Below are 13,706 nucleotides of genomic sequence, written 5' to 3'. Positions count from 1 at the left end.
TGATGTTGATTGGTGAATCCGAACCCATCGAACAACTTGTACCGGGGTTAATCAATGAGCAGTCGGGATACGGAATCAGAGCCTTATCAGACTATTTTGTCACAAGTCGCGAATCACTATGCCGACATGACATTGCACGATATGGTCGGTGAAACCGATGCAACACTGCTCTGGCACGTTGAAGGTGCGGTCCCGGGTGTGTTTACCCGCAGGACGTGGGAGGAAACGGTACAGCCTACCATTGAAAAAGTGGTCAATGAACGTAAACACCAAATTGATTGGGTATTAAGTGATCACCGTCAAACGGCAAATGACGATGCTTCACCAGAAACCCTGAAAATCCGTCTGACACAACGCTACTTCACTGATTTTGCAGCCGGATGGCGAACTTTTCTTAATGGGATGCGTTGGAAAGCAACCTCGGATATGACAGAAACTGTCAATCAGCTTCACCTGATTGCAGATATCCGCCAATCTCCCCTTTTCACATTAATGAATACGCTCTCCTATCAGGGGAAAACAGGGCAACAAAAAAACAGCCTTTTAACGATGGAGAGCAATGATGCCGAATTAAATGCGCCACTGGCATCTTCATTTAGCCCGATACTGTCATTGGTAGAATCACAAGCCAGCTCACAACAAGGCACGCTGCTGAGCGTATCAGGCTTTATGACCCGTACAGCACGGGTACACCTTAACCTCCAGCAAGTCACTCAATCCAGCAATCCGCAGGAAGCTTCTCAGTTATTGGCAAAAACGATTATGCAGGGAAGGACTCTCGATCTGGCAAATACCCGGGATTATGGGCAGCGCATTGCCGAGGGCCTCGGCTCACAGTGGCGGGGATTGGGGCAAGCCTTGTCCGTTGCTCCCATGTCCCAATCATGGCAGCAATTACTGACTCCCACAGCCCAAAGCGTCAATGCACAATGGAAAACCGCCATCGTCGATAAATGGAATGCGGAATTCAGCGCACATTATCCTTTTACAGATGCGGTCAAAGAAGCTTCATTGCCTGTATTGGCTCAATATATCCGTGCCAATGACGGGCATATTCCCCGCTTTCTTGAAAGCAATCTCAGTGGCGTATTGCAAAAGGAAGGTAGCCGTTGGGTGCCCAATCCTACGCAATCTCAAGAGCTAACTTTTAATCCTGCATTTCTCAACGCATTGGATACGCTGAATTTATTGTCTGAAACCGTATTTGCCAATGGGGAAGCCAGACTGAATTTTGAATTGCAGGCAGGAACAACTGAAGGCGTGATGCAAACCACCCTGACAATAGACCATCAAACATTGGATTATGCTAACCAGATGCCATTCTGGAAAACATTTATTTGGCCCAATGACACCACTGCACAAGGCGCAACCTTAAGTTGGGTGAATATACAAACCGGAGAAAGAATTTATGCCGACAAACCAGGGAGTTGGGGATTGATCCGATTATTGGAAATGGCTAAAGTAACCCGCCATTCACAGGAAAAATATAGTCATCATGTTCAATGGCAGGCACAGGATGGACGTCGTTTAGTCTATATTTTACGGACAAAAGGGGAAAGCGGGCCTTTGCTATTATTGAAACTCCGTCATTTCTCTTTACCGGGGCAGATTTTTTTAAATAAATAGAAAAATTAATTCATTAAAAACAATTGGGTTTCGTTTCTGAACAATCAGAATCCAATAATTTCCTCTTTCTCTGAACCTTTAGAGAATTTCGGACTCAAATATTACCTTTTTGACAAGGCCAAGATATTTTATTCATTTTTGAGTCATTATCATCCGCTACACTGATGATATATTTCCATGGATTTCAAGTTAGTTTCTCCTGAAGTATAGATAGCCATGAGCTGAGTCAACAAAGCAGTCACTTGGAAAGATGACAGGTATATTCTTAAATCTATTTGGCTTAAGATGCCTGCTGAAAAGATTACCGCCACAATAATATTGAGAGAATGTCGAGCAAATGAGTAATAAAAGCCGTTCCTATTTTTTCCGACTCGCGTTGGCGCTGGCCGTGATTATTACGGCCGCTTTCTTTGCCTGGAAACACTTCTATCCCTCTGTGACAACGGATAAAAATAAGGCTCCCGGTTCACAGCATGATGCCTCTAGCCCAATGTCCATCCCCGTACAAGTGGCAACCGCTGAGACAAAATCAGTCCCTCATTATTTAGGGGGGCTGGGAACAGTGCAGGCAGCCAATACCGTCAATATTACCAGCCTCGTGCAAGGGGAATTGATGGCGTTGCATTTTAATGAAGGGCAATATGTCAAAAAAGGGGATTTGCTGGCAGAAATCGATCCCCGTCCGCTTCAAGTAAAACTGGCAAGGGCACAAGGGCAATTTGCCAGAGATCAGGCCACATTAACCAATGCCAAACAAGATTTAATCCGCTATCAGGAATTAGCCCGCAATAAGCTTATTTCTCAACAAGATCTGGATAAGCAAATTGCTTTGGTTCGCCAAAGTGAGGCCAGCTTAAAAAGCGATCAGGCCGACATAGATGATGCAAAACTACAATTAATTTACAGCCGCATTACTGCACCTATCTCCGGCCGTGTCGGATTAAAACGTATTGATATTGGTAATTACATTTCTGCCGCAGGTGGAACACCTATTGTGGTCATCACGCAAGTTGACCCGATTGATGTGATATTTTCTCTACCCGAAAATGATATCAATACGGTATTGAAGGCGCAGAAAAATCATAACGATATCATTGTTCATGCATGGGATCGCAATAATCAACAACAATTAGCGCAAGGCAAACTTACCAGTATTGATAACCAGATTGATCCCACCACCGGCACAATCAAAATGAAAGCTCAATTCAGTAATAAAGACAGTGTCTTATTCCCTAATCAATTCATCAATGTTCAAATGAAAGTTGATACATTAAAAGATGTCGTTGTGATCCCAGCAGCAGGTTTACAAATGGGAGACGGGTCTAACTTCGTTTGGAAAGTCAATAAAGAAAATCAGGTCAACAAACATAAAGTGATCCCGGGATTGCAAGACAATCAATGGGTGGTCATTAAAAGCGGTCTATCCGCAGGGGAACGTGTCGTTACCGACGGCCTTGATAACTTGACCGAAGGTGCCAAAGTTGAAATTGTTAAACCCATGGCAATTGACTCCGTTGTTGACAACAATACTCAGAAAGACTCATCGCAATCAAACAGTCAGTCAGGCGATAACGTGGGGAATCCGTAATGCAATCTGATGTCCCGACAACAAGTGGTGGACCATCGCGCCTGTTTATTCTGCGTCCCGTTGCTACGACGCTGTTTATGATTGCAATATTACTGGCTGGCCTTATTGGTTATCGGATGCTGCCCGTTTCAGCCTTGCCACAGGTGGACTATCCGACCATTCAGGTCATCACGCTCTATCCCGGCGGCAATCCAGATATCATGACATCCGCGATTACAGCTCCCCTGGAACGGCGATTCGGAAAAATATCCGGCCTGAAACAGATGTCATCCAGGAGCTCTGGCGGGGCTTCTGTCATTACGCTGGTCTTTCAGCTTTCATTACCTCTGGACGTCGCAGAGCAGGATGTACAGGCAGCCATTAACTCAGCCAGCAATTTATTGCCTGATGACCTGCCTTATCCGCCAATTTACAGCAAAGTCAATCCGGCCGATCCCCCTATTTTGACACTGGCCGTCACTTCTGATGCCATGCCAATGACTCAAGTGCAAGATATGGTTGAAACCCGTGTCGCTCAGCGTATTTCTCAAGTTGGTGGTGTGGGTTTAGTCACGCTGGCTGGGGGGCAGCGTCCTGCCGTTCGCGTGAAACTCAATGCTCAAGCCCTTGCTTCTCAAGGGCTGGACAGTGATTTGATCCGTTCTGCCATTATGAAAGCAAATGTCAATTCAGCGAAAGGGAGTTTTGATGGCCCCACTCGCTCGATTACCATTTCATCCAACGACCAAATGAGATCAATTGATGATTACCTCAATCTCATTGTGGCGTACAAAGAAGGCGCGCCGGTTCGCTTGCGGGATGTCGCCACTATCGAACAAGGTGCTGAAAATGACAAATTAGGCGCCTGGGCCAATAAAAAGCCGGCCATTGTCATTAACGTACAGCGTCAGCCCGGCGCAAATGTCATTGAAACGACAGACAATATTCGTCATATGCTGCCCAACTTGATCAGCAGTTTACCTAAATCTGTCAAAGTGGATGTACTGACTGACCGTACAATTACTATCCGTCATTCCGTCAAAGATGTTCAGTTTGAACTGTTGCTGGCCATTGCGCTGGTCGTGATGGTGATTTACCTGTTTTTGCGCAATGCCGCAGCAACATTTATTCCCAGTATTGCCGTTCCCCTTTCTCTGGTGGGAACATTTGCCGTTATGCATTTTTGTGGTTTTTCTGTCAATAACCTCACTTTGATGGCATTAACCATCGCAACCGGCTTTGTGGTGGATGATGCCATTGTTGTTATAGAAAATATTTCCCGTTATATCGAGCGGGGAGAAAAACCGCTGGCGGCAGCATTAAAAGGAGCCGGAGAAATCGGTTTTACCATTATCTCTCTGACTTTTTCATTAATCGCGGTATTGATTCCACTGTTGTTTATGGGCGATATCGTAGGCCGTTTATTCCGGGAATTCGCCATCACCCTTGCTGTTGCGATTTTAATTTCAGCCGTTGTGTCATTAACCCTGACACCGATGATGTGCGCGAGGATGTTGAAATCCGAGGCGAATGTTAAACATAACCGCTTTGAAAAAGCCAGTGAACGTTTCTTTGAGCGGCTGATTGCGATATATGCGGTTTTCCTGAAACGCGTATTGAATCACCCTTGGCTCACGCTTGGTGTTACATTCGGCACAATGTTTCTGACTGCCCTACTCTATGTCATGATCCCGAAAGGATTTTTCCCACTGCAAGACAACGGGCTGATCCAGGGTTCGCTGGAAGCGCCCCAATCCATCTCTTTCAAGGCCATGGCAGATAAACAGCGACAGGTCACGGCACTGTTGTTGCAAGATCATGATGTCGACAATGTCACGACGTTTATCGGTGTCGACGGTAACAATGCAACACTGAATGATGCCCGCATGCAAATTACGCTGAAACCGTTCGGACAACGGGAAAGCAACATTGAAACCGTTATTCCCCGTTTGCAAGCCCTTGTGGCCAAGGTACCCGATGTTAAATTGTATTTGCAACCCATCCAGGATTTGACAATAGATACCCAAGTATCCCGTACGCAATACCAGTTTACACTGCAAGCCACCTCACTTGATGAGTTGGGTATCTGGCTCCCTAAATTGGAAAATGCCCTGAAGCAACAGCCGGAACTGGTGGATATCAGCCACAATTGGCAGGATAAAGGGCTAATCGCGTATCTTAACATCAATCGAGATATGGCCAGCCGGTTCGGGATCTCAATGGCTGCCGTGGACAATGCGCTGTATAACGCTTTCGGCCAGCGTTTGATTTCAACTATTTACACCCAGTCAAACCAGTATCGTGTCATTCTTGAACAAGACACGAAAAATTCGTCAGGCTTGAAAGCGCTTAATAATCTTTATCTGACGGGAAACGACGGGAAAATGGTTCCGTTTAATACCATTGCCACCGTTGAAGAACGGTTGGGGAATTTGTCTGTCCATCACCTGCAACAGCTTCCTTCCGCGACTTTTTCATTCAATGTGGCCAAAGGCTCGTCCCTTGAGCAAGCCGTCAAAGCCGTGACTGAAGCTGAACGCATGATTCAAATGCCAAAAGACATTACTACGCAATTCCAGGGAGCAACGCTGGCATTCCAAAGTTCGCTCAGCAATACCCTTTGGCTAATTTTGGCAGCTGTTGTCGCGATGTATATCGTGCTCGGGGTGTTATATGAAAGCTTTATTCATCCTGTGACCATTTTGTCAACTTTACCTACCGCCGGCGTCGGCGCATTACTGGCTTTAATGATTGGTGGATATGAGCTGGATATTATCGCCATCATTGGGATCATTCTCTTGATTGGTATTGTGAAGAAAAATGCCATCATGATGATCGATTTTGCGCTGGCGGCAGAACGTGAGAAAGGTCTGTCTCCCTATGAAGCCATTTATCAGGCCTGCTTGTTACGTTTCAGGCCGATTTTGATGACAACAATGGCCGCACTGTTGGGAGCATTGCCATTGATGCTCAGTACCGGCATCGGTGCAGAACTGCGACGTCCGCTAGGCGTCAGTATGGTGGGAGGCTTAATCATGAGCCAGGTTCTAACACTGTTTACAACGCCTGTTATTTATCTGCTTTTTGATAAAATTGCGAACCGTTTCCGCAAAAATGATCAAGAAAATCCTCCGAATGAAATAAAACTCGATCCGTCACCAACGAATCATCAGGAGCCGCTGTGAAATTTTTCGCCTTATTTATCCAGCGCCCCGTTGCCACCATCTTGCTGAGTTTCAGCATCATGTTATGTGGTGCCCTCAGTTTTATTTTCCTGCCTGTGGCACCACTGCCGCAGGTCGATTACCCCCAAATCACCGTCTCTGCCTCTATGCCGGGAGCATCGCCAGAAACGATGGCTTCTTCTGTCACCACACCTCTGGAACGTTCATTGGTCAGAATTTCCGGGGTAAAGGTGATGAGTTCCTACAGTCTTCTGGGAAGCTCTTACATCTCCTTACAATTTGATCTCAGCCGGGATACCAATAGTGCTGCGCGAGATGTTCAGGCTGCTATCAATGCGGCACAAAACATGCTGCCTTCCGGGATGCCAAGTAAGCCAGGGTATTACAAAGCTAATTTATCGGGTGCGCCAATTATGCTGCTGACCCTGACTTCAAACGATTACAGTCAAGGTCAGTTATACGATCTCGCGTCAAGCCGGTTAGAACAGAAACTTTCCCAAATTGAAGGGGTAAGCCAAGTCAATGTCAGGGGAGGATCTTTACCGGCCATACGCGTTGAACTCAACCCCAATGCTTTATTCAATCAAGGCATTTCTCTTAATGATGTCAGCAGTGCAATCAACGCGGCCAATGTCAGGCGTCCAATGGGTTATGTCGATTCTGATCAACACAGTTGGCAACTGCAAACCAATGATGAACTGAAAACCGTTGACGGTTATCGTTCAGTTATCATCCGCCATAACAATGGTGCTCCTGTTCGCTTACAGGATGTGGCAAATATTAAGTATTCCGTCGAAGATGTTCGGGCCGCTGCCATGTCCAGCACTAAATCAGCCATTGCCATTATTATTCGCCGTGAAGCGGGGGCAAATATTATTGCCACCATTCAGCGCATCCGGGACGAATTGCCTCATCTGAAAGCCTCACTGCCAGCCAGTGTGCAGTTGAATATCGCACAAGATCGCTCGCCGGGGATTAAGGCTTCCCTGCAAGAAGTGGAACAAGCACTGGCTATCGCTGTTGGTTTGGTCATTTTAGTGGTGTTCCTGTTTTTGCGTTCAGGGCGGGCAACCCTTATCCCTGCCGTTGCTGTTCCCGTATCACTGATTGGTACTTTTACTGCCCTGTACTTATGTGACCTGAGTTTAAATAATCTGTCATTAATGGCATTGACCATCGCGACCGGTTTTGTGGTCGATGATGCGATCGTTGTGCTGGAAAATATTTCCCGGCATCTGGATGCGGGAATAAAACCCATGCAAGCCGCCCTGAAAGGAGTCAGAGAAGTTGGATTCACTGTACTTGCCATGAGCCTGTCGCTCGTGGCGGTGTTTATTCCTCTCGTGCTGATTGATGAACTGCTTGCCCGATTATTCCAGGATTTTGCGGTGACTCTCGCCACTGCAATTGGCATCTCATTATTGGTGTCGCTCACCTTAACCCCGATGATGTGTGCTCATTTGCTCAAATCATCCCCGGCAAGGGCACAAAAACAGAGACGGGGATTTGGTAAGGTTCTGTCAGGGATTCAGCAAATTTATGCCCGTTCACTAAAATGGGTCCTCAACCATACTCGTTGGGTGTTATTCACATTACTCGGCATTATTGCCCTGAATATCTGGCTCTATTCCAGTATCCCAAAATCGTTTTTCCCACGGCAAGATACGGGATCAATGCTGGGCTATGTGGTTGCTGACCAAAGTATTTCATTTCAGGCTATGCACGAAAAAATGAAATATTTTATGCAGGTAATCGATAGCGATCCGACTGTTGCCAATGTTGCCGGGTTTACGGATGGTGACAGCAACAATACAAGCTATATGTTTATTTCCTTAAAGCCACGGAAAGAGCGCTCTGAAAATATTCAGCAGGTTATTACGCGTTTAAGAAAAGAACTCGGCAATACATCTGGCGCCAATCTCTATCTGATCGCCATTCAGGATCTTCCTTCCGGCGGAGGCGGAGGAAGAGAGGGGAAAGGCAGTTATCAATTTAGCTTACTGTCTGATGATTTTGGTGAACTGCGTAAGTGGGGGCCAATTATCAAAAAGGCATTGGAAAAATCGCCTCAATTGGTAGATGTTAACTCTGATGCAGATTCAGAAAACAAAGGCGCTGAAATAGCCATTACTTATGATCGCGATGTGATGGCCCGTCTCGGGATTAATGTTGCAGATGCAAATAGTTTACTTTACAACGCCTTTGGGCAGCGGCAAATTTCCACCATTTACCAGCCCTTGAATCAATATAAAGTCGTCATGGAAGTCGAACCCCAATATACCCGTGATCCCAGCGCATTAGAAAAAATGTTTGTCATCAATGGCAAGGGAGAACGTATTCCCCTTTCCTATTTTTCACAATGGCGCCCCGCCAATGCTCCGTTGGAGGTTTACCATCAAGGGCTTTCAGCCTCATCCACGATTGCTTTTGACGTTGCCCCCGGCTATACGTTGTCCGATGCCATGAATGCGATAGAAAAAACAATGACTGAGCTGAGTGTTCCTTCCTCAGTCCGCAGCTCTTTTACAGGCTCCGCGCAGGATTTTCAGGAAAGTGAGCGTTCTCAATTAATTGTGCTCCTCGCGGCAATTGTGACAGTTTATCTGGTTCTTGGCGTGCTATATGAAAGCTACCTGCATCCGTTAACCATCCTGTCTACCCTTCCCTCTGCGGGAGTCGGTGCATTATTGGCACTGGAACTGTTCAATACTCCGTTTAGCCTGATTGCGATGATTGGCATTATGCTACTGATCGGTCTTGTCAAGAAAAATGCCATCATCATGGTCGATTTTGCCCTTAAAGCACAACGTAACAGTAACATAAATGCTCAGGATGCCATTTTTCAGGCTTGTTTGTTACGATTCCGCCCAATAATGATGACAACCCTGTCTGCCATACTCGGTGCAGTTCCTCTGGTTCTGAATAATGGCGATGGTGCCGAACTCCGTTTTCCGCTGGGCATTACGATTGTTGGCGGCCTGATTATGAGCCAATTGTTAACATTGTATACAACACCGGTTGTGTATCTGTTTTTTGATCGTCTGCGTGAAAAATGGTATCAACGCCGCACAGCAAAATGTCATACAACGCCACTCAGATAATACAGACCAGTTAATAGATCGTTTGACCTTCGTGATAAAAAACAGCCACCTCTCACTAGATGGTGGCTGTTTGTCCCTGAGGTTTGATCATTTGAACTGGCGCGTTTTCTCCCTGCCGCCTTCAATCTCCATGATCAGCAAGCAAGAATATATTTGTGCTAATGATAAAATAAGCGCTAAAATCCCCCTCCCTTTAACCTTACCCTTAGTAATGATAAAGCTGAGAGGATAAGGGCTGACTTGAACTCAGACCGAGAACGCTGAAAATATGTTTACTCCTGAATTACTTTCCCCTGCCGGCTCCTTGAAAAATATGCGTTACGCTTTCGCTTACGGCGCAGATGCCATTTACGCCGGGCAACCCCGCTATAGCCTGCGTGTCCGCAACAATGAATTTAACCATGAAACCTTGGCTCAAGGCATAAAAGAAGCACATTCATTGGGCAAGCGTTTTTATGTCGTTGTCAACATCGCACCACATAACGCAAAGCTGAAAACATTTATCCGTGATTTAAAACCCGTTGTCGAAATGGGGCCTGATGCTCTGATTATGTCCGATCCGGGCCTGATAATGATGGTCCGCGAAGCATTTCCTGAAATAGACATTCACCTTTCTGTTCAAGCCAACGCGGTTAACTGGGCTACTGTCAAATTTTGGAAACAAATGGGATTGACCCGTGTCATTCTTTCCCGCGAGCTTTCGCTGGAAGAAATTACCGAAATTCGCCAGCAAGTACCGGATATGGAACTTGAAGTTTTTGTCCATGGCGCGCTTTGCATGGCTTATTCCGGCCGTTGCCTGTTATCTGGTTACATCAATAAACGCGACCCCAATCAGGGTACATGCACAAATGCATGTCGCTGGGAATATAATGTGCAGGAAGGCAAAGAAGATGCTGTCGGAAATGTCGTACATATGCACGATCCTATTCCGGTTAAAAACGTCGAACCTACGTTAGGCCAAGGTGCCCCCACTGACAAAGTATTCATGATCGAAGAAGCCAAACGGCCTGGTGAATATATGTCCGCATTTGAAGATGAACATGGTACTTACATCATGAATTCAAAGGATTTGCGGGCCATTGAACATGTAGAAAAATTGACCGGAATGGGGGTTCATTCACTGAAAATTGAAGGTCGGACAAAATCTTTCTATTATTGTGCCCGTACCGCTCAAGTATATCGCCGTGCCATTGATGATGCCGTCGCCGGGAAGCCGTTCGACCCGACCTTGATGACCACGCTGGAAGGCTTGGCACACCGAGGTTATACCGAAGGATTTTTACGCCGCCATACTCATGATGCCTATCAAACTTACGAATACGGCTATTCTGTATCCGAAACCCAACAGTTTGTGGGTGAATTAACAGGTAATCGAGTGAATGGGCTGGCTGAAGTTGCCGTCAAAAATAAGTTCCTTGTTGGGGATCATCTGGAGCTTATGACACCATCAGGCAATATTAACTTCAGGTTAGAATCCATGGTAAATAAAAAAGGCCAAACAATAGATACGGCAGCGGGGGATGGGCATATTGTTTATCTTCCTATTCCTGAAGAAATTGAGTTGGAATATGCTCTGCTTGTCCGAAATTTGAAAGAAGGTAATACCCGAAAACCTCACCCACAAGAATTACCAGTGAAATAATTCAAAGTAAGGTTTTAAAGAAATTATTCTGTTTTTTTAGAAATAGATCACATCAATATTATTTTATTTCTCGTATTATCCTTGCTGAAAAATGAAGAACTAAAAAAGTTTTATTGTAAGACTAGGAACCACCTCCTTGGCTAGCTCAATCTCCCTTGGGCTGGCCTTTTCTTTTATCTTCATTTTATTATTCAACTTAATGAAATAGCCAATAAATTCAATTTATTGAAGATTCCATCGCTAATCATAAAGTATAAACAAATTTAATTCCTTTCTTTTCTTTGATACGCACCGCATATAAATTAATCAAGTTATGAGATACGCAAATTATTTCGCAATAAATATAATTAAAACCTTTCAATTTTGTTGGAAAATTTTTTAAAACACGTCAAATATATTCAATTATAGAATTTATCTGTTATTAATTATTCATCATGTTAAATACAAATTCTTTACGACTTCGTCACGCCATTTCATTACGCAATGAGGTTCGTTTGAATACACATGATATGAACTGAAGCGATCCACTGCCACTTCCCTTTCTGCTCACCTTGTGATCCATCCAAATATCAACAACAATCAGTAGCGCCTTTTGAAAATTGGAGTTAATCATGACCGATATCGCTAATTTGTTAGGAAAAGACGCAGAATTTTTATTGCAACATCAATGCAACACTATCTCACGTGAAAATCTCTATCTCCCGGGAGCGGATTTTGTCGACAGAGTCATGCTCGACAATAATCGTCCCAATACTGTCTTGCGCTCCATGCAAACGTTGCTGAATCATGGTCGTCTGGCAGGTACCGGTTATCTTTCAATTTTGCCGGTAGATCAAGGTGTTGAACATTCAGCCAGCGCTTCTTTTGCGGCTAATCCTCTCTATTTCGATCCCAAGAATATTGTTGAATTAGCCATTGAAGCGGGTTGTAACTGTGTTGCTTCAACCTATGGGGTTCTGGCATCTGTTTCTCGCCGTTATGCCCATAAAATCCCATTTCTTGTCAAGCTCAATCATAATGAAACGTTGACCTACCCTGCTCAATATGACCAGACGTTGTATGCCAGCGTCGAACAAGCCTTTGAACTTGGTGCTGTTGCCGTTGGTGCCACTATTTATTACGGCTCTCCCGAATCACGCCGGCAAATAGAAGAAATTTCAGCCGCTTTCGAACGCGCTCATGAGTTAGGCATGGTGACTGTGTTATGGGCTTATTTACGTAATTCAGCCTTCAAAAAGGATGGGATTGATTATCATACCAGTGCCGATTTAACCGGTCAGGCCAATCATCTGGCAGTAACAATTGGTGCTGATATTGTTAAACAAAAAATGGCCGAAACCAATGGTGGCTATACAGCCATCGGATTTGGTCATACCGATAAACGGGTTTATAGCAACCTGATCACAGAACATCCCATTGATTTAGTACGCTACCAACTTGCTAACTGTTATATGGGACGCGCCGGGTTAATTAACTCTGGCGGAGCTTCCGGAGATAATGATTTAAGTGATTCAGTCCGTACTGCTGTCATCAATAAGCGAGCCGGTGGAATGGGATTGATTCTTGGCCGTAAGGCATTTAAAAAATCCATGAAAGAAGGTGTTGAATTGATCCGCTCCGTTCAGGATGTGTATCTCGACAAAACCATCTCCATTGCCTAACCAGATTTTAATCCATCATATTTAATAGTGGGGATAATAATATCCCCACTATTCAGATTATTGACAAAGTGCTGGTTTTTTATCCGGTACTTTGCTTTAATCAAATTCCGTTCACCCGACGGAGCTGCCGCCATGTTAAGAGTTCCCTCTCCCCAGACGTTTCCGCCCGAAACACTCTCACTTGATGACCTCGTCCCCCAAAACCATCTGGTTCGCAAAGTCGATGCCGCCCTTGATTTCGAATTTATCCGAGATTTAGTCGCCCCGTTGTATTGCCAAAATAATGGCCGTCCGGCTATCGATCCGGTGATGCTGATTAAAATGATGTTACTGGGCTATTTATTTGGGATCCCCAGTGAACGCCGGTTGGTTCAGGAGATCCAGGTGAATATGGCCTACCGCTGGTTTTTGCGGCTGGGGTTGACTGAAAAAGTCCCTGATGCCTCTACCCTCAGCCAAAATCGGCGACGTCGCTTCAACCACTCCGAGGTGTTCCAGTCCATTTTTGACAATATTGTCGAACAGGCTATCCGCCGCGGTTTGGTGGGCGGCCGGGTGCTCTATACGGACAGTACCCATCTGAAAGCCAGTGCCAATCCCCATAAAACTGAGCGCCTCCAGCGTCCTGTTCTTCCGGGCGCCTATCTGGACGAGTTGGAACAGGCCGTAAGTGAAGACCGGGCTCAATCCGGAAAAAAAAGTTGACGCCAACCCACAAGGAACGGCAAAAACAGATAAAAGTCAGTACGACTGACCCGGAAAGCGGTTTTATGCACCGGACGAACAAACCGACAGGATTTTTCTATCTCGACCACCGTACCGTGGACGGGAAAGCCAATATTATCATGGATACTTACGCCACCGCAGGCAATGTCCATGACAGCCAGCCGTTGATTGGGCGTCTGAAACGTCAGTTGGCCC

6 protein-coding genes and 1 pseudogene are annotated in these 13,706 nt (G+C 45.5%); all 7 read left to right on the top strand.

Going from position 1 to position 13,706, the window contains the following annotated elements:
• The first annotated feature begins 54 nt into the window (after positions 1 to 54).
• Positions 55 to 1,626, top strand: a complete 1,572-nt coding sequence (locus tag Xsze_RS14570; protein ID WP_051462474.1) for an ImcF-related family protein — start codon at positions 55 to 57, stop codon at positions 1,624 to 1,626.
• Positions 1,627 to 1,963: 337 nt separating this feature from the next.
• Positions 1,964 to 3,214 carry an MdtA/MuxA family multidrug efflux RND transporter periplasmic adaptor subunit gene (locus Xsze_RS14565; RefSeq protein WP_038240263.1) on the top strand — a complete coding sequence of 417 codons (1,251 nt, stop codon included), beginning with the start codon at positions 1,964 to 1,966 and terminating at the stop codon, positions 3,212 to 3,214.
• The gene (locus tag Xsze_RS14560; protein WP_038240262.1) at positions 3,214 to 6,378 is read left to right on the top strand and encodes an MdtB/MuxB family multidrug efflux RND transporter permease subunit; all 3,165 of its coding nucleotides are present in this window, start codon (positions 3,214 to 3,216) and stop codon (positions 6,376 to 6,378) included. The genes Xsze_RS14565 and Xsze_RS14560 overlap by 1 nt, the downstream gene beginning before the upstream one ends.
• A complete protein-coding gene (gene mdtC, locus Xsze_RS14555) occupies positions 6,375 to 9,479 on the top strand; it encodes a multidrug efflux RND transporter permease subunit MdtC (RefSeq protein ID WP_099138178.1) in 3,105 nt (1,034 codons plus the stop codon). The genes Xsze_RS14560 and mdtC overlap by 4 nt, the downstream gene beginning before the upstream one ends.
• A gap of 268 nt (positions 9,480 to 9,747) precedes the next feature.
• On the top strand, positions 9,748 to 11,124 hold the full coding sequence (gene trhP / locus Xsze_RS14550) for a prephenate-dependent tRNA uridine(34) hydroxylase TrhP (RefSeq protein ID WP_038240261.1): 1,377 nt from the start codon (positions 9,748 to 9,750) through the stop codon (positions 11,122 to 11,124).
• A 611-nt stretch (positions 11,125 to 11,735) separates the two neighbouring features.
• Positions 11,736 to 12,785 (top strand): class I fructose-bisphosphate aldolase, encoded by a 1,050-nt coding sequence (gene fbaB / locus Xsze_RS14545; protein ID WP_038240259.1) that lies wholly within the window; start codon positions 11,736 to 11,738, stop codon positions 12,783 to 12,785.
• Positions 12,786 to 12,917: 132 nt separating this feature from the next.
• Positions 12,918 to 13,706 (top strand): annotated as a pseudogene (locus Xsze_RS22810) (transposase); the annotation flags it as partial.

Origin of the sequence: Xenorhabdus szentirmaii DSM 16338 (assembly GCF_002632585.1) — a bacterium.
GTDB classification, from domain to species: Bacteria; Pseudomonadota; Gammaproteobacteria; order Enterobacterales; family Enterobacteriaceae; genus Xenorhabdus; species Xenorhabdus szentirmaii.
This window is presented reverse-complemented; position numbering and strand designations above follow the sequence as displayed.

Coding starts and splice junctions, on each gene's coding strand:
- Xsze_RS14560 (WP_038240262.1), top strand. CDS start 3,214: ATGCAATCTGATGTCCCGACAACAAGTGGTGGACCATCGCGCCTGTTT.
- fbaB (WP_038240259.1), top strand. CDS start 11,736: ATGACCGATATCGCTAATTTGTTAGGAAAAGACGCAGAATTTTTATTG.
- Xsze_RS14565 (WP_038240263.1), top strand. CDS start 1,964: ATGAGTAATAAAAGCCGTTCCTATTTTTTCCGACTCGCGTTGGCGCTG.
- trhP (WP_038240261.1), top strand. CDS start 9,748: ATGTTTACTCCTGAATTACTTTCCCCTGCCGGCTCCTTGAAAAATATG.
- Xsze_RS14570 (WP_051462474.1), top strand. CDS start 55: ATGAGCAGTCGGGATACGGAATCAGAGCCTTATCAGACTATTTTGTCA.